Raw genomic sequence first — 17,539 nt, forward strand, 5'->3', positions numbered from 1 at the left:
GGCTTTAGCCGCGAAGAGGCCGGCACAGCCACCGAAAATCTAGGTCCCACTCTTGAGCCGGCTGAATGCCCGGGTCAGCTCGCGGTTGAAGGCTTTGCCATTGTCATTCTTGCCATACAACCGCGCCCGCACTTCAGCCGGCGGGTAGGTCCCCGGCGCATTGCGGATGCGCGCATCCACCAGCCCATCCGCCGCCGTGATCGCGTTGGCGTAATGGATGGTGTCGGTGATCGGCGCGATCACATCTGGCCGCATCAGATAATCCACCAGCTTCCACGCCGCATCCCGGTGCGGCGCGTCCTTGGGCACCACCAGCGCATCCAGCCAAATCAACGTGCCCTCCTTCGGAATGCTGTAGTCCAGCGCAAACGCCTTGCCCGCCTGCTGCGCCTGACCCTCGGCGATGGCCACGTTGCCGTTCCACGACATCGCCACGCAAGTCTCACCATTGGCCAGGTCGTTGATGTTGCGGTCATTGTCGAAATAGCGAATGTACGGCCGGATTTTGCGCAACTGCACTTCTGCAGCCTTCAGGTCCTCAAGGCGCTGCTGATTGATGTCCAGGCCCATGTAGCGCATCACCGCAGCGAACACCTCGTTGGGATCGTTGAGCAGGCTCACCCCGCAGTCGGCGAATTTCGCCACCACCTGCGGGTCGAACAGCATCGCCCAGCTGTCCAGCGGCGCATCGCCCATGCGCGCCGTCACAGCCTGCTGCTGGAAACCCACCCCGGTGGTGCCCCAGGCATAAGTCCCGGCATAACGGTTACCCGGGTCGAACAAGGCCATGTGCTGGCGGAACTCCTCACCCACCCCAGCCAGGTGTGGCAGCTGGGCTTTGTCCAGCGGTTGCAGGGCACCGCTGGCAATGGCACGGCTCAGGTGCTGGCCGGCTGTGAGCACCACATCGTAGCCACTGCCACCGGTCAACAGCTTTGTCTCGGCGGTTTCCAGCGAGTCAAAGTGGTCGGCGACCACGCGGATGCCGGTTTCCTTCTCGAACTGAGTCAAGGTATCGGGTGCAAGGTACTCGCCCCAAATGTAAAGGTTGACGGTCGGCTGTTGTGCGTCGGCAGCCTGGGCCGCCGAGGCGGCGCAGCCCAGGGCAAGCGCAAAGGTGAGTGCGCTCAGCTTCATCAGCGGCGGCCCCCGGCATACTGCGGCATGGTGATACAGGCGACATTACCGCCACCGAGCAGGATCTCGCGGGAGTTTTCGATGCCGATGATGCGGTGCTCAGGGAACAGCTCCGCCAGGGTCGCCTGGGCAATGGCGTCGTTGCGGTCACCGAACAGCGGCACGACGATGGCCGAGTTGCCGGCGTAATAGTTGATGTACGAAGCACAGATCTGGGTACCGGCCTCGCGCAGGTGAGTGCCTTCGACCTGGTCCAGCCCCGCAGCCTCTTCGGCCGTCCATTGCAGTACGTCAGGTTGGGGCAGCTTGTGCACCTTGAGTTCACGCCCACGGGCATCACGGGTGCTGCGCAGGATGTCGTAGACCTCCTGGTAGATTTCCCACTGCGGATCGTCACGGTTGTCGGTCCATTGCAGGACCACTTCGCCGGGGCGCACGAAGCAAGCCAAATCGTCGACGTGGCCATCGGTTTCGTCGAACTTGCAGCCACGCGGCAGCCAGATCACCTGCTCGGCACCCAGGTAGTCTTCCAGGCGCCGGGTCACCTCGGCCTTGCCCAGATGAGCATTGCGGTTGCGGTTGAGCAGGCATTGCTCAGTGGTCAGCAAGCTGCCCTGGCCGTCACTCTGAATACCGCCAAGCTCGGCGATCAGCGGCGCGCGGTAGCGGTCCAGGCCTTCGATCTCGAGGATCTTCTGGGCGATCTGGTCGTCCTTGTCCCACGGGTAATAGAGGCCGCCATCGAGGCCGCCATAGGCGTTGAACTCGAAGTCGACGCCGCGCACTTCGCCACTCTTATCGTTGACCACGAAGCAGGCACCGCTGTCACGGAACCAAGTGTCATTGCAGGTCATTTCCACCACGCGCACCTGCGCGGGCAACAGGCGCCGGGCGTTGGCGTACTGGGCAGCCGAGGCGCAGACCGTGACCGGCTCACTGGAGGCGATCGCCGTGACGATCTCGACCCAGACTTTCTGCGCAGGCTTGGCGCCATTGCGCCAGACATCCGGGCGCTCTGGCCAGCCGAGCCAGCAACCGGCCTTGCGCTCGAATTCGCCGGGCAGGCGGAAACCATCGGCCTTGGGGGTGGTGGTGAGCGAACGTGCCATGGGTCAACCTCGTGTCGGTGAGTGATGGTTGCACGCTACGTCGCCTCGCCTGCGGGATCCAACGATGAAAACTCAGCGATAGCTGAATTCAATTCAGCTATCGCCCAGCTGTTCGATGAACCATTCAATAAAGTCGGCCACCGGCGCGCGCTCCAAGCGCAGCCGCTCACACACCAGCGCGTACTGCCCCTGGGCCGTGACGCTGGCACTGAACGGGCGCACCAGCCGGCCACTCTGCAGGTCGGCCTGGCAGGTCAGGTTGTCGCCCATGGCCACGCCCTGCCCCAGCAATGCGGCCTCTAGCGCCAGCGCGGCATGGGGGAAGTACAGCTGGCGGGTGGGCAAGGCGTCCTCGGCGTGGGTGGCCAGCCAAGTGGTCCAGGTGCGGCCATCCTGGTCATCGTGCAACAGGCAGTGGCGCACCAAGTCACGCGGGCGCTTGAGGCCGCCCTGGTTGAACAGGCCGGGGCTGCACACGGGGAAAAACTGCAACAGCGGCAGCGGCCGAACGAAGTGGGTGCTGGCGTCCAGGGCGCTGGTGCCGTAGGTGATGGCCAGGTCGACGTCCAGCGCCGGGGCGCCGGCATCGATTGGCTGGTCGTGCAGGTGCAGGGTGATGTGCGGATAACGGCTGCTGAAATCGGCCAGGCGCGTGACCAGCCACTTCTGCGCCAGCTCCGCCGTCACCGCCACCCGCAGCACCGCCTGCGAGGCCGGGTCGCGCAGCTCGTCGCAGGCTTTGCCGATCAACTCGAAGGCCTGTTGCAGGTGATGCAGCAGGCGTTCGGCTTCGGCACTGGGGCGTACCTGGCGGCCCGCGCGCTCGAACAGGGCGACACCGAGCTGCTCCTCAAGCTGGCGAATCTGGTGGCTGACCGCGCTGTCGGTGACGCACAACTCAGCAGCGGCGCGGCCGAAGTGGCCATGGCGGGCAGCGCATTCGAAGGTGCGCAGGGCGGTGAGAGACGGCAGGCGGCGCATCGGTTTTTCCTGTCAGAGCGGCCTGCCGATCATATACAACCCATTCAGAAAGACGAACGGCCTGGCGTCATGAAAAATCCCTGCTAAATTTTCATGAAAATAACCACAATAAATTTCACGAGGCCCAGGCATGTTCAAGCAATCCGCCCAACACGTCGCCAGCTACTACGCCCAGACCTACCCCGCCAGCATCCCCCTGCGCCCTACTTTGCAAGGCCCGCACGACACCGATGTGCTGATTATCGGCGCCGGCTTCAGTGGCCTTCACACTGCCCTGCGCCTGACCCTGGCCGGCAAGCGCGTGACCCTGCTGGAAGCCAGCCGGGTCGCCTGGGCCGCCTCCGGGCGCAACGGCGGCCAGGCACTGCTGGGCTGGTCGTGCGACATGCCGCCATTGGAAAAGGCCTTGGGTGTGGAACGCACCCGCCGCCTGTGGGACAGCATGTCCTGGGCCGCCGACGAGATGCGCGAGCTGCCCCTGCGCCATGGCTTCGACATCGACTACCGGCTCGGCAGCCTATGGACGGCGGTGCTGCCTCGGAGGATAAAGATGCTCGAAGAAGCCCTGCACGATGCCGAACATAAATGGGGCTACGACGCCCTGCGCCTGATCGGCCGCGACGAGTTGCCGCAATGGATCGACAGCCCGCGTTACCAGGCCGCGCTGTACGACGCCAGGGGCGCGCACCTCAACCCGCTGAAACTGGCCCAGGGCCTGGCCGCCACCATCGAAGCCCATGGCGGGCGCATCTTCGAACAGAGCCAGGTGCTGGATTATCAGCCGAGTGCCAACGGCTACGTGGCCCGCACCGAGCAGGGCGAGATACGCTGCGAGGTGCTGGTTCTGGCCTGCAACGCCTACATCGACCGCCTCGACCGCGGCCTGTCGCGCCGGCTGCTGCCGGTCGGCTCGTACCAGGTAGCCACCGCGCCGCTGGAAGCCGAGTTCGCCCGCTCCCTGCTGCCGCGCAACAGCTGCGTGATCGACAACCAGTTCGTGCCCGACTACTTCCGCCTCACCCCCGACCACCGCCTGCTGTTTGGCGGCGGCTGCACCTACCTGGGCGGTATCCCCAAGGACGTCGCCAGCGCCACCCGCCCCTACCTGGAGCGGGTGTTCCCGCAACTGGCCGGGGTCGCCATCGACTATGCTTGGGGCGGCCACATCGACTGCAGCATCCAGCGCACTCCGGACGTCGGCCGCGCGGGCCAGCGTTACTGGTTGCAAGGCTTCTCCGGCCATGGCGTGCTGCCGACCCTGGCCGCGGCGCGTGCGGTGAGCGATGCCATCCTCGGCAACGACGACCTGCTGGCCTTGTACCAAGGCATCGACAACGGCCGCTTCCCCGGCGGTGACCTGCTGGCCGCACCGCTGGAAGCGGCGGCCAAGGCCTGGTACAGGATGCGCGACCATGTCTGAAGACGCCCAAGGCCTGGCCCTGCTGATCCGCGACCTGCGCAAGCACCGCGGGCTCACCCTCGATGACTTGGCGGGCAAGGTCAAACGCTCGCTGGGCTTTCTGTCCCAGGTCGAGCGCGGCCTGTCGCAGCCGACCGTGGCCGACCTCACGGCCATCAGCGAAGCCTTGCAGGTGCCGACCACCTACTTTTACCAGGCCAGCCAGCTACCCGCCCTGGATTGGGTCACCCGCCCCGGCGAGCGGCGCACGATCTACTACGCAGGGGGCATCAGCGATGTGCTGGTCTCGCCCACGCTCAACGGCCGTTTCGCCATGCTCGAGAGCCACCTCGCACCCGGCGCCAGCAGCGGCGAGGGGCATCTGGACGACAGTTCCGAGCAAGGCGGTTTCGTCCTTGAAGGTGAACTGACCCTCTGGCTCGCCGACGACGAGCACGCCGTGACCCTCGCCCCCAACGACAGCTTCCAGTTGCCGCCCAACCGCCACTTTCGCTACGCCAACCTGACCGACCAGACGACCCGCGTCCTCTGGGTATTCCGATGAGAGCACAGCATGACCACAACAACAGGCTTTCCCGATCTGCTCAGCGAAGTCCGCGCATTCCGTGCCCAATACCCCGACGTCAGCCATGTCGACCTGCTGAGCCTGGATATCCCCGGGCACTTCTATGGCAAGCGCTACCCCATCGACATGCTGGAAAAAGTCGCCGCCGGGAGCCCGCTTAAACTGCCGCAGAACTGCGTGCTGCTGGGCGTGCAAGGTGGGCTGTTCCCGATTGGCGATTACTGCTTCAACGATGGCGACCCGGATGCCATCCGCCGCCTGATCCCCGGCACGCTCAAGCCGGTGACCTGGGAACGCGAGCCGCTGGGGCAGATGCTGATCAGCTCGGACGGCACTGGCGCGCCGATCGAGTTCGAACCCCGCGAGGTTCTTGCCCGTGTGCTGCAGCGCCTCCAACGACGCGGCATTCGCCCGGTGGTGGCATTCGAGCTGGAGTTCTACCTGTTCGACCGGTCGCTCAAGCAGGGCCTACCGCAATTTCCCCGCGACCCGCTCAGCGATGACCCGGACGACCAACCCAACATGCACATCGAACGGCTGTCGCGCTTTAGCGAAGTGCTGCACGACATGGTCAAGACGGCCAATGCCCAAGGGATCGATGCCAACGTCATCACCGCCGAACTGGGCCCCGGCCAGTTCGAGATCAACTTCGGCCACTGCGATGACGGCCTGCAGGCCGCCGACTGGGCCGCCCTGTTCTGCCGCAGCACCCGGGGGGTGGCGCTCAAGCACGGCCACCGCGCCTCGTTCATGAGCAAACCCTACCTGCAAGCACCGGGCAGTGGCATGCACGTGCATGTGAGCTTGTACGACCAGGCTGGCAACAACCTGCTGGCAGCCGATCAGCAACGCCCGCTGCGCCATGCCGTGGCCGGCTGCCTGGCACTGTTGCCGCACTGCATGCCGATCTTCGCCGCCAACCACAATGCGTTCCGCCGCTATGGCGCCATGGTCAACGCCGCCAGCCGCGCCAGCTGGGGCTTCGAGGACCGCGATGCGTGCATCCGCATTCCCGAGTCGGATGCGCGCAACCTGCGTATCGAGCACCGGCTGGCGGGGGCAGATGCCAACCCGTACCTGGTGCTGGCGGCGATCCTGTGTGGCATGGAGCATGGGCTGGATGCCGGGCAGGAACCGATTGCACCGCTGAATGACGATCGCAGCAGCGGTATCGACTTTCCCAAGGACATGCTCGGCGCGGTCGCGGCGATGCGCAACCACCCGGCGGTGAACGAGGGGTTGGGAGAGGAATTCGTGATGGTGTATTGCGAGAACAAGCGCCAGGACCATCTGGCATTCATGCAGGAAGTCAGTGCGCGGGAATACCGCTGGTTCATGTGACATCGGTGCTGGATTCTTCGCGGCGTCGAACCGCCGCGAAGAGGCCGGTACTGCCAATACATTTTTCAATGCAGTGTGAAATCCCTCCTATTCTCAATAGCTCACTTCGGTTCCTGCACTGAGGACACACGACATGAGCTACGTAACCACGAAGGATGGCGTTCAGATCTTCTACAAGGACTGGGGCCCGCGCGATGCGCCGGTCATCCACTTCCACCACGGCTGGCCGCTCAGCGCTGACGACTGGGACGCGCAGATGCTGTTCTTCCTCGCCAAGGGCTTTCGCGTGGTCGCCCACGACCGCCGCGGTCACGGGCGCTCCAGCCAGGTGTGGGACGGCCACGACATGGACCACTACGCCGACGATGTGGCAGCCGTAGTCGCGCACCTCGGCACCCAGGGCGCGGTGCATGTGGGCCACTCCACCGGTGGCGGCGAAGTGGTGCGCTACATGGCGCGGCACCCTGGGGACCCGGTGGCCAAGGCGGTGCTGATCGCCGCCGTGCCACCGCTGATGGTACAGACGCCTGGCAACCCCGGCGGCCTGCCCAAGTCGGTGTTCGACAACTTCCAGGCCCAGGTCGCCAACAACCGCGCGCAGTTCTACCGTGATGTGCCGAGCGGGCCGTTCTACGGCTATAACCGCCCAGGGGTGCAAGCGTCGGAAGGCATCATCGGCAACTGGTGGCGCCAGGGCATGATCGGTAGCGCCAAGGCGCATTACGACGGCATCGTGGCGTTCTCGCAGACCGATTTCACCGAGGACCTGAAGGGCATCAAACAGCCGGTGCTGGTGATGCATGGCGATGATGACCAGATCGTGCCCTATGAAAATTCCGGGCCGCTGTCGGCCAAGTTGCTGCCCAATGGCACCCTGAAGACTTACAAAGGCTACCCGCACGGCATGCCGACTACCCATGCCGATGTGATCAATGCGGATCTGCTGGCGTTCATCCAGAACTGATGGGGTTTGCTGTACCGGCCTCTTCGCGGGCAAGCCCGCTCCCACAGAGGCCGGTACTGGCAACCGTTTGCGCCCAGGACTACCATGTCCCCCTCCTAGCGCGGCCTTTTGCCGCATGCCCTGCCTCCTGCCTGCCAGACACCCATGCCTTTCGAACTTACCGTAGACCCGCTCACCCTGCTGATCCTCGCCCTGGTCGCCTTCGTCGCCGGTTTCATCGATGCCATCGCCGGCGGCGGTGGCTTGCTGACCACCCCGGCGCTGCTCACCGCCGGCATGCCACCGCACCTGGTGCTCGGCACCAACAAGCTCAGTTCGACATTCGGCTCGGCCACTGCCGGCTTCACCTACTACAAGCGCAAGCTGTTCCACCCGGCACAATGGCGCCCGGCCCTGCTCGCGACGCTGGTCGGCGCCTCGATCGGTGCGGTAGTGGCCCACTACATGCCGGCCGAGTGGCTGAACAAGATGCTGCCGGTAATCGTCTTCGCCTGTGGCATCTACCTGCTGTTCGGCGGCACGCCCAAGGCACCGCTGGATGCCGATGCGCCGATCAAGAAAAAATGGCAATTTCCCCAAGGCTTTACCCTGGGCTTCTACGACGGTGTGGCTGGCCCCGGCACCGGTGCGTTCTGGACCGTGAGCACACTGCTGCTCTACCCCATCGACCTGGTCCGCGCCAGCGGCGTGGCGCGCAGCATGAACTTCGTCAGCAACATCGCGGCGCTGACGGTGTTCATTATTTCCGGGCAGGTGGATTACATCGTCGGCCTGTGCATGGGCCTGTCGGTGATGGTCGGCGCCTTCTTCGGCGCACGCACGGCGATCAGTGGCGGCAGCAAGTTCATCCGCCCCGTCTTCATCACCGTGGTGCTGGCGTTGACCGTTCGTTTAGCGTGGCAGCACTGGTTCGGGCAAGCCTAACCGCCGCGCCACATAAAGGTCGATCAGATAGCGGGCGATGGAGCGCCCGGCCGGCAGTGGGGGCAGGTCATGGACGCTGAACCACTTGGCATCCTCGATCTCGTCCGGCTGCATGACGATCTCGCCCCCGGCATATTCGGCATGGAAGCCCAGCATCATCGAGTGCGGGAATGGCCAGCACTGGCTGCCGACGTACTGGATGTTCTGCACGTCCACCGCCACCTCTTCGCGCACCTCGCGCACCAGGCAGTCCTCGGCGGACTCGCCCGGCTCGGCAAAACCGGCCAGGGTGCTGTACACACCGGTGACGAAGCGTGGCGAACGGGCCAGCAGAATCTCGTCGCCACGGGTCACCAGCACGATCATGCTTGGCGAAATGCGCGGGTAGCTGCGCAGGTCGCAGGGCTGGCAATACATCGCCCGCTCCCAGCGGATCTGCGTCATCGCCTGGCCGCAGCTGCCGCAGAAGCGGTGCTCGCGGGCCCAGGTGCCGATCTGCGCGGCATAGCCGAGCACCTTGTAGGTGTCGAAGTCACCTTCCAGCATGAACGCACGCAGGCCACGCCAGCTGCAGCCCGGCACCTCGGTCGCGCTGCGCAGCTCGAGCAGGAACACTGGCTCGCCGTCGAAGTGGCCGATGCCGTGTTCGCAGAGCACGTCGAGGTCCTGGCGCTTGAGCCAGTCGCGGGGGAACAGCGCGCCGTTGGCGTCCACCAGGAACCCTTCCGGGCTGCGGGCCACGGCCAGCCCCCCGGTGAGCTGTGGGTCGAGTACTGCGGTAGTCCAGCGAGCTGACATGTGGGGGGTTCCTTTACTGCGCGTCCCCCGGCCCGGTCAGTCGGCGAACGTCGGTTTCTGTTTGCTCATGTGCGCCGCCACGGCCACGCGCAGGTCTTCGGACTGCAGCATCGCGGCGTTCCAGGTGGCAATGTAATCCAGGCCATCGTCGATGCGATGGTCACGCATGTAGCTGAGCATCTCCTTGGTGCCAGCCACGGCGATTGGCGATTTTGCGGCAATCTCGCGGGCAATGGCAAAGACCGCGTCGAGCAGCGCGGCCTGATCATCATAGACCTGGTTGACCAGGCCGATGCGCAGCGCCTCGTCAGCTTCCACATTGCGCCCGGTGAAGGCCAGCTCACGCATGATGCCGTCGCCGATGATACGTGGCAAACGTTGCAAGGTGCCGACATCGGCAGCCATGCCCATATCGATTTCCTTGATCGAGAACTGCGCATCCCGGCTGCAGTAGCGCATGTCACAGGCGGAGATCAGGTCGATGGCACCGCCGATGCAGTAACCCTGCACCGCCGCCAGCACCGGTTTGCGGCAGTTGTCCACGGCATTGAACGACGCCTGCAGGCGCTGAATGGTCTTGCGCAGGAAGCGGGCATTGCGGCCGATATCCTTGCCCATCTGCCCGGCCAGCGACGCCAGCATCATCAGGTCGATGCCGGCGGAAAAATGCTTGCCAGCACCGCTGATCACCACCGCGCGGACGGCCTCGGTGTCGTCGATCCACTGGAAGATATCGACGATTTCCGCCCAGAAAGCCGCGTTCATCGCGTTGATCTTTTCCGGGCGATTGATCTGTACATGGGCGATGTTGTCGGTCAGTTCGACCTTGAACGCGGTGTATTCGGTCACGGGCGGCACTCCTGTGGGGATAGGCTTCACGGCGTGGATGGTAACCCAGGCGAGTGACCGTGCTTGTGCCAAAAACGGGACTGCATGCCTTGTCGAAATGGCCGCGTGCCGTTCGACCATAGGTGAATCATCAAACCCGGCAGGCCTTTCAGGAGAGCCACCATGCGCAAACTCATCGTAGCCGCCTTCGTCAGCCTCGACGGCGTCATGCAGGCCCCCGGAGGGCCACAGGAAGACACCAGCGGCGGTTTCACCTTTGGCGGTTGGCTCGTGCCCCATGCCGAAGAAGTGTTCGGCCAGGCCATGCAGGCGCTGTTCAGCCAGCCGTTCGAATTGCTGCTGGGAAGGCGCACCTACGATATCTTTGCCGGCTATTGGCCCAAGGTGAAGGACGATACCGAGGATTTCGCCATCGCCAACCTGTTCAATAGCGTGGCCAAGCACGTCGCCACCCATAAGCCCGACAGCCTCGAATGGCATAACAGCCATGCACTGGGCGCGGATGTTGTTGCGGCGGTGCGTGCCCTCAAGCAGCAGGACGGCGCCGATCTGCTGACCCAGGGCAGTGCCAACTTGGTGCAACAACTGTTGGCTGCCGGCTTGGTCGATGAGCTGCAGTTGCTGATTCACCCGGTGTTGCTGGGCCATGGCAAACGCCTGTTCGGCAACGATGCCGCACCTGGGGCGTTCAGCCTGCAGCATTCACAGGAGACGCCCAATGGCGTGATCATTGCTCGCTATGTGCGCGTTGGCGAAGTACAGACCGGCTCATTCGACGTGCTAGAGCAAAGCGATTAAGGCTGGCGAGTACACCAGCACGCCGAGTAACCTCTTCAATCTGGCTGGCTGGAGAAGGCGTAGGGCTCAAGGTCTGTCAGCTGTGCAAGAAAGATCAGATGCTCGACGGCGCTAACCTTCTTGAGGTGCTCCAGGCGGTCAGAGCCACCTAACATGAGAGCGGGGAAAAAACCGTACATTTCATCATGTTTGAGTCTTCCGAGTTTCGCCACGGCAGGCGCGAAGAGGTCATTGAAGTCATTTGAATCCACTTTTCTAGATATTATGAAGCCTCGAAGCTCATTTTCAAGCTGCACTTTTGTTAATTCAGTTTTATAGAAAACATACTGAGAGCTTACACTTGTAATTTTTAACGAAAAACCAGACCGTTCGCCCCAGAAGTAAAGATCCCCAAAAGCACTTCGCGCAATCAAATGATAAGCATCATGCGCACTCAACCTGCTATTTTGAATCCAGCAAGAAACGACGGCATCATACTCTTGCGGATTGACAAGCCAGAAAATGCCTTCGCCATAACCTGCCCACCCGTGTTCAGACCAATACGCCAAAAGCGTGGAGGGAAGCTTGTTTCTGTAACGTTCTATTGTAGATAGGGGGACTTCTCGCCGTTCTATTGGCGGCCCAAAGTTTTCTATAAATCTAGCAAAAAATTCATCCATTACGAGTCCTTGAATCAGCACTTATTTAATTTTACATGCATTCTTATTGAGCCTCTAAGGCTTGGCGGCACTGCTTCGGCTGCCCTCCTCAGACTGGGTATCTTTTTCTTCCATTGTGGACCGATTATCGAGTTTACTTGACGATCTCCGAAGTCGGATATGACATCTTTGCCACCCGCCACGAGGTCCGGATTGTGCAGCGCAGCTGTGACCATCATGTGATTTCTCGTCTTTTCGATGGCTGCCGCTTGCGCTTCAAATGGGCCCATTGTTTTTCTTAGCTCACTCTCGAATTCATCTTGAATGGAGTCCTGATAATCTTTCCTTGCTTTCGCTGCAATACCTTTGTTTCGTTGCCTGGGATTTTGTATGTACTGCAAAAATCTTTCAACGGTCATCCCGTTGAGCCCATCCTCTTGTCCACCCAACTGCCGCTTGAATTCACCCACTTTGTATTCCGGCACTTTGTCAGCCTTGAAGCATTCGACATTATGCAATGCCATTCTGCCGGGCTGTCGCACAGGCGGATCCTGCTTCGGCTGATTCCTTTGATCCGGGTGCGGATCACCCAGCCCCACGTTGCGCCGCTCCGGCACCTGCAAGTCCGGCCGTTTCTTCAACCCCTCTTCATGCTTGAGCATCCATTGCCCCAGCCGTGCACCTTTGCTGCTGGCCGCCATCTCCTGCGCCAGCACCCGAGCATCGCCGCGCCCGCGGGTGAGGTACGTGACGATCGCGCCCAGCAGCAAGACCACGACCTCTACATGACCTAGAGCGATATGATGGGCAGCTCTGAAAATGGCGTTCGGATCGTCCGCTCCGAACGGGTTGATACCTTCGTCCCTTGTTCCCTCCCAAGCGATACGTATGCCGTCGAGGTAATACTCACCAATGCGAGGCAGGCCCTCGAGAAAAAACTCGGCAATTGAGGCAAGCCCCAGCACGCCAAGTATCCAGCCGCTGACCTTGAGGCCCATCGCTGCGCCAGCGCCGGCCAAAGGAATAGCTCCCGCGCCAGCGCCAAACGCGCCAACCCCGGCGCCAAGCGCGCCACCGGTGAGAGTACTGCCGACGACGATCATCGCCATTTCCCTGACCACCTTGAGCAGTTCGTCAAGGATGCTGGCGATTTCCAGCTCGGCAAAGCGCTGGCGCAGCATGCTGCCGGCTTGCCACTCGGCGTGGTTGAAGGCCGCCTGGACAGCCCTCACCCGACGCAGGTTGAGGGCCAGTGAGGCGACCGGTTCGTTCAGGTAGGTACGGAAATGGGCGCCTCCCTGATAGCCCATCTGATCGGTGATACGTGATTCGATCTGGAGCCACGAGGGCACCAGGTAATCCAGATACATGAGGTGTCTCCCTGACAGCGTGTGCAGGGGGAAATCCCATCATGGATTTGCTTGGGAAAATTCTGAGTCAGTTGTAGGAAAGTTCTCTTTCACTTTCGCTCTGAGCTGACAAAAGCACTCGATGCTTACGCCATGCATCCTCAATACAACTTTTACGCCCCGCCCGCATCGAACCAGAGGTAAGCTCCACACTCGCTGACAGGAGATTTGCCATGGCGATGCGCACGGCCCTGATGCTTTCCTGCATGACCCTGGCCCTGATGGGCTGCGTCGGTTCCAACGACGATCACCACACCCCGCCATCCACTGAACAGGTCGACCTGCAGCGCTACCAGGGCACCTGGTACGAGCTTGCACGCCTGCCGATGTTCTTCCAGCGCAACTGCGTGCAGTCCGAGGCCCATTACGGCCTGCGCGAGGATGGCCGCATCGACGTGACCAACCGCTGCAAGGAAAAGGACGGCACATTGAACGAAGCCCGCGGTATTGCCGAAGCCCAGGTGCCCGGCAAGACCGACAAGCTCTGGGTACGCTTCGACAACTGGTTCAGCCGCCTGGCGCCGGGGCTGACCAAGGGCGAATACTGGGTGCTGTACCACGACAAGGACTACCGCGTAGCGCTGGTCGGCCACCCCAACCGCGAATACCTGTGGCTGCTGTCTCGTACGCCAGCAATCACCGACCAGACCCGTGACCAGCTGATAGCAACTGCCCAGAAGCAGGGCTATGACACCAGCAAGCTGATCTGGCGTCAGGACGCCCCTGCCGTGCCCTGAGCATCGACGCCTTGCTGCATTCCGTCTAAGGTGTAGCTCCCCCACGCACGGAGCGAAACATTGGACCTGCAGTTCCTGGGCACCTCCTCGGGGGTGCCCACCAAAGCCCGCAACGTCAGCGCCACCGCCGTCATCGAAGCCAGCGGCAAGCACTGGTACCTGGTCGATTGTGGCGAAGGCACCCAGCACCAGCTGCTGCACAGTTCGCTCTCGGTACGCGACCTGCGCGGCATCTTCATCACCCATGTGCATGGCGACCATTGCTTCGGCCTGCCGGGGTTGCTGGCCAGTGCCGGGATGGCCGGGCGCATCGAACCACTGGACTTGGTCCTGCCGGCCGCGCTGCATGACTGGGTGCGCCTGAGCCTGGCGGCCAGCGAAACCTACCTGCCGTTCGAACTACGGCTGCTGCCGGTCGAGCGCCTGGAACAGTGGCGCAGCGATCACATCCAGGTCAGTACCGTGCAGCTCTCGCACCGGGTGCCGAGCGTTGGCTTCGTGTTCACCGAGTTGAACCCCGAACCCCGCCTGGACATTCAGCGGCTGGAGGCAGAAGGCATTGCGCGTGGGCCGCTGTGGGGTGACTTGGCCAAGGGGCTGGTGGTCGAGCATGACGGGCAGCGGCTTGACCCGCGTGACTACCTGAAAGCGTCGCGACCAGCACGGCGGGTGATTGTCTGTGGCGATAACGACAACCCGGCACTGCTCGCCGAGGCCGCCAGGGACGTGGATGTGCTGGTGCACGAGGCGACCTATACCCAGGCCATCGTCGAGCGCAGTGGCAATACGTTCGGCCACAGCACGGCGGCGGCGGTGGCGCAGTTCGCTGAAGCGGCGGGGGTGCGCAATCTGGTGTTGACGCATTTCAGTGCGCGGTATCAGGGGGATCCGAGACGCAGTCCGTGCATTGATGATGTGCGTGATGAGGCATTGGCCCATTACCGCGGGCATTTGACCTTGGCGCGGGATCTACAGCGCTACCATATCGGGCGTGATGGATGCCTGGCCCCGGTTACCTGATTGAAGCCCCTTCATCTTCTTCGAAATTCAACAAATCCAGCCAATGAAAGCGTTATTTTTTCCGTAATGAAAATGTAATATTCGCTTTCGCATACCTATAACAATGCTGGAGCTTCGCATGTTCGCTTTCTTCCGCCCTGCCGCGCATCGGGCGCAACTGCCCGACGAGCGCATAGACAGCACCTACCGCCGGCTACGCTGGCAGATCTTCGCCGGGATCTTCTTCGGCTACGCTGGCTACTACCTGCTGCGCAAGAACTTCTCCTTGGCCATGCCCTATCTTATTGAAGAACAGGGCTATACCCGAGGCCAATTGGGCCTGGCCATCTCGGCCATCGCGATTGCCTACGGCCTGTCCAAGTTCCTGATGGGCCTGGTCTCGGACCGCTCCAACCCGCGCTTCTTCCTGCCATTCGGCCTGCTGATCTCGGCGGCGGTGATGTTCGTGTTCGGATTCGCGCATTGGGCCACCTCCAGCGTGACCATCATGTTCGTGCTGCTGTTCATCAACGGCTGGGCCCAAGGTATGGGCTGGCCGCCGAGCGGAAGGACCATGGTGCACTGGTGGTCGCAGAAAGAGCGCGGTGGCGTGGTGTCGGTGTGGAACGTGGCGCACAACGTCGGTGGCGGCCTGATTGGCCCGCTGTTCCTGCTTGGCCTGGGCTGGACCAACGACTGGCACGCGGCATTTTATGTACCTGCGGCGGTGGCCGTGCTGGTGGCGGTGTTCGCCTTTGCGGCCATGCGCGACACCCCGCAATCGGTCGGCCTGCCACCGGTCGAGCAGTACAGGAACGACTACCCGGAAGGCTACGACGAAAGCCATGAGCAGGAGTTTTCCGCCAAGCAGATCTTCGTGCAGTACGTACTGCGCAACAAGATGCTGTGGTACATCGCCCTGGCCAACGTGTTCGTCTACCTGCTGCGCTATGGCGTACTGGACTGGGCACCCACCTACCTGAAAGAAGCCAAGCACTTCAGCGTCGACACCACTTCGTGGGCGTACTTCTTCTATGAATGGGCAGGCATCCCCGGCACCCTGCTGTGCGGCTGGATGTCGGACAAAATCTTCCGCGGCAACCGCGGCCTGACCGGCATCGTGTTCATGGCACTGGTGACCGTGGCGACCCTGGTGTACTGGCTCAACCCGCCGGGCAACCCGACCATCGACATGGTCGCATTGTTCTCCATCGGCTTCCTGATCTATGGGCCGGTCATGCTGGTGGGCCTGCAGGCACTGGAGCTGGCACCGAAGAAAGCGGCAGGCACCGCAGCCGGCTTCACCGGGCTGTTCGGTTACCTGGGTGGCTCGGTCGCTGCGAGTGCGGCGATGGGCTACACCGTCGACCACTTCGGCTGGGACGGTGGTTTTGTGATGCTGGTGGCCGCGTGTCTGCTGGCGATCGCTTTCCTGCTGCCGACCTTGCGTCACACCAAGGTGGCCAGCAGCAGCCGCGAGGCCTTGGCCTGACCTGAGCGACTGGCCCACACAGGGCCGCGCAACCTTCAACGGCTGCGCGAGCCCTGTGTGGAGCCGGCTTGGCGGCGATGAGGCCGGTACAGGCCTATGCCGCCAACCGCCCGCTGGCAATCGCCTCCGAAGCTGCCAGCATGGCCCGCAGCAACACGGCACAACCCGCCGCCAGGTCTTGCGGCGTGGCGTTCTCGATCTCGTTGTGGCTGATGCCATTCTCGCAAGGCACGAAGATCATCCCCGCCGGCCCCAGCTCGGCGAGGAAGATCGCGTCATGCCCTGCCCCGCTCACGATGTCCATGTGCGGCAGGCCCAGTGCCTCAGCCGACTGGCGTACGGCATCGACGCAACCGCGGTCGAAGTACAAAGCCGGGAAGTCCGCCGTGGGCACCAACTCATGGCTCAGGCCATGCTTGGCACAGGTCGCCTCGATCACCGTGCGTACGTCGGCGATCATCGCATCCAACTGCTCGCCTTCCAGGTGGCGGAAGTCCAGCGTCATGCGTACCTCGCCCGGGATCACGTTGCGCGAACCGGGGTAGGCTTGCAGGCAACCGACCGTGCCGCAGGCGTGTGGCTGATGCGCGTGGGCGGTGCGGTTGACCGCTTCGACCACGGCTGCGGCGCCCACCAGGGCGTCTTTGCGCAGGTGCATCGGCGTCGGCCCGGCGTGGGCTTCGACGCCACGCAGGGTCAGGTCGAACCACTTCTGCCCCAAGGCGCCGAGGACTACGCCGATGGTCTTGGCCTGGTCCTCGAGGATCGGCCCCTGTTCGATATGTGCTTCGAAGTAAGCGCCGACCGGATGGCCGAGCACCGCGCGCTGGCCGGCATAGCCGATGGCGTGCAGCGCCTCGCCGACCGACACGCCCTGGGCGTCACGCTTGGCCAGGGTCTCTTCCAGGGTGAATTTGCCGGCAAACACACCGGAACCCATCATGCAGGGGGCGAAGCGCGAGCCTTCTTCGTTGGTCCACACCACCACTTCCAGCGGTGCCTCGGTCTCGATGCCCAGGTCATTGAGGGTGCGCAGCACCTCCAGCCCGGCCATCACGCCGAAACAGCCATCGAACTTGCCGCCGGTGGGCTGGGTGTCGATATGGCTGCCGGTCATCACCGGTGGCAGCTTGGGGTTACGCCCCGGGCGGCGGGCGAAGATGTTGCCCACCGCATCGATGCTGACGGTGCAGCCGGCGGCCTCGGTCCATTGGACGAACAAGTCGCGCGCCTGGCGATCCAGGTCGGTCAGTGCCAGCCGGCACACGCCGCCCTTGGGCGTGGCGCCGAGGCGGGCAAGGTCCATCAGCGATTGCCACAGGCGTGTGCTGTCGACGTGGCGCTCGGTGGATTTCAAAACATGCTGGGATTGGCTCAT

17 protein-coding genes are annotated in these 17,539 nt (G+C 62.9%); 9 read left to right on the forward strand and 8 right to left on the reverse strand.

Translation table 11 applies throughout. The features are described 5' to 3' along the window. Window positions 1–39 precede the first annotated feature (39 nt). The 3 genes from APH28_RS05005 to APH28_RS05015 all read right to left on the reverse strand — a co-directional run bounded on the left by APH28_RS05005 (window position 40) and on the right by APH28_RS05015 (window position 3,227). Window positions 40–1,137, reverse strand: a complete 1,098-nt coding sequence (locus APH28_RS05005; RefSeq protein ID WP_060507874.1) for an extracellular solute-binding protein — start codon at window positions 1,135–1,137, stop codon at window positions 40–42. After that, complete coding sequence (gene aguA / locus APH28_RS05010) at window positions 1,137–2,246, reverse strand: agmatine deiminase (RefSeq protein WP_060507875.1); 1,110 nt, start codon at window positions 2,244–2,246, stop codon at window positions 1,137–1,139. Before aguA ends, APH28_RS05005 begins: the two co-directional genes overlap by 1 nt. 93 nt (window positions 2,247–2,339) lie before the next feature. Next, the gene (locus tag APH28_RS05015) at window positions 2,340–3,227 is read right to left on the reverse strand and encodes a LysR substrate-binding domain-containing protein (RefSeq protein WP_060507876.1); all 888 of its coding nucleotides are present in this window, start codon (window positions 3,225–3,227) and stop codon (window positions 2,340–2,342) included. Window positions 3,228–3,357: 130 nt separating this feature from the next. On the opposite strand from APH28_RS05015, the gene APH28_RS05020 reads away from it, so the two are divergent. The 5 genes from APH28_RS05020 to APH28_RS05040 all read left to right on the forward strand — a co-directional run bounded on the left by APH28_RS05020 (window position 3,358) and on the right by APH28_RS05040 (window position 8,441). Next, window positions 3,358–4,647, forward strand: coding sequence for an FAD-binding oxidoreductase (locus APH28_RS05020; protein WP_060507877.1), 1,290 nt, complete (start codon window positions 3,358–3,360; stop codon window positions 4,645–4,647). Beyond that, a complete protein-coding gene (locus tag APH28_RS05025) occupies window positions 4,640–5,191 on the forward strand; it encodes a helix-turn-helix domain-containing protein (protein WP_060507878.1) in 552 nt (183 codons plus the stop codon). Before APH28_RS05020 ends, APH28_RS05025 begins: the two co-directional genes overlap by 8 nt. A 9-nt stretch (window positions 5,192–5,200) precedes the next feature. After that, window positions 5,201–6,553: a glutamine synthetase family protein gene (locus APH28_RS05030; protein WP_060507879.1), complete on the forward strand. Its 1,353-nt coding sequence runs from the start codon at window positions 5,201–5,203 to the stop codon at window positions 6,551–6,553. 133 nt (window positions 6,554–6,686) lie between these two features. Next, window positions 6,687–7,517 carry an alpha/beta fold hydrolase gene (locus tag APH28_RS05035; RefSeq protein WP_060507880.1) on the forward strand — a complete coding sequence of 277 codons (831 nt, stop codon included), beginning with the start codon at window positions 6,687–6,689 and terminating at the stop codon, window positions 7,515–7,517. A 144-nt stretch (window positions 7,518–7,661) separates the two neighbouring features. After that, the gene (locus APH28_RS05040; RefSeq protein ID WP_060507881.1) at window positions 7,662–8,441 is read left to right on the forward strand and encodes a TSUP family transporter; all 780 of its coding nucleotides are present in this window, start codon (window positions 7,662–7,664) and stop codon (window positions 8,439–8,441) included. Here the strand turns inward: APH28_RS05040 and nudC are convergent. Beyond that, on the reverse strand, window positions 8,409–9,239 hold the full coding sequence (gene nudC / locus APH28_RS05045) for an NAD(+) diphosphatase (protein ID WP_060507882.1): 831 nt from the start codon (window positions 9,237–9,239) through the stop codon (window positions 8,409–8,411). The two genes, APH28_RS05040 and nudC, sit on opposite strands and share 33 nt — an antisense overlap. A 36-nt stretch (window positions 9,240–9,275) precedes the next feature. Continuing rightward, on the reverse strand, window positions 9,276–10,088 hold the full coding sequence (locus APH28_RS05050; RefSeq protein WP_060507883.1) for a crotonase/enoyl-CoA hydratase family protein: 813 nt from the start codon (window positions 10,086–10,088) through the stop codon (window positions 9,276–9,278). A 162-nt stretch (window positions 10,089–10,250) separates the two neighbouring features. On the opposite strand from APH28_RS05050, the gene APH28_RS05055 reads away from it, so the two are divergent. After that, window positions 10,251–10,886 (forward strand): dihydrofolate reductase family protein, encoded by a 636-nt coding sequence (locus APH28_RS05055; protein ID WP_060507884.1) that lies wholly within the window; start codon window positions 10,251–10,253, stop codon window positions 10,884–10,886. Between the two features lie 35 nt (window positions 10,887–10,921). Here APH28_RS05055 and APH28_RS05060 read toward each other — a convergent pair whose 3' ends face one another. Then, complete coding sequence (locus tag APH28_RS05060; protein WP_060507885.1) at window positions 10,922–11,545, reverse strand: GAD-like domain-containing protein; 624 nt, start codon at window positions 11,543–11,545, stop codon at window positions 10,922–10,924. A gap of 14 nt (window positions 11,546–11,559) precedes the next feature. Continuing rightward, window positions 11,560–12,894, reverse strand: a complete 1,335-nt coding sequence (locus APH28_RS05065) for a DUF6861 domain-containing protein (RefSeq protein ID WP_060507886.1) — start codon at window positions 12,892–12,894, stop codon at window positions 11,560–11,562. A 212-nt stretch (window positions 12,895–13,106) separates the two neighbouring features. Here APH28_RS05065 and APH28_RS05070 point away from each other — a divergent pair, with 212 nt between their 5' ends. From APH28_RS05070 to glpT, 3 genes are all read left to right on the forward strand, one after another. Next, window positions 13,107–13,670, forward strand: a complete 564-nt coding sequence (locus tag APH28_RS05070) for a lipocalin family protein (protein ID WP_082432262.1) — start codon at window positions 13,107–13,109, stop codon at window positions 13,668–13,670. A 60-nt stretch (window positions 13,671–13,730) separates the two neighbouring features. Beyond that, window positions 13,731–14,690: a ribonuclease Z gene (locus APH28_RS05075; RefSeq protein ID WP_060507887.1), complete on the forward strand. Its 960-nt coding sequence runs from the start codon at window positions 13,731–13,733 to the stop codon at window positions 14,688–14,690. Between the two features lie 118 nt (window positions 14,691–14,808). Then, a complete protein-coding gene (gene glpT / locus APH28_RS05080; protein WP_060507888.1) occupies window positions 14,809–16,161 on the forward strand; it encodes a glycerol-3-phosphate transporter in 1,353 nt (450 codons plus the stop codon). Between the two features lie 94 nt (window positions 16,162–16,255). Here the strand turns inward: glpT and APH28_RS05085 are convergent, their stop codons facing one another. Beyond that, on the reverse strand, window positions 16,256–17,539 hold the full coding sequence (locus tag APH28_RS05085; protein WP_060507889.1) for a Zn-dependent hydrolase: 1,284 nt from the start codon (window positions 17,537–17,539) through the stop codon (window positions 16,256–16,258).

The sequence above is a fragment of the Pseudomonas sp. NBRC 111124 genome, from assembly GCF_001320245.1.
Classification (GTDB): Bacteria; Pseudomonadota; Gammaproteobacteria; order Pseudomonadales; family Pseudomonadaceae; genus Aquipseudomonas.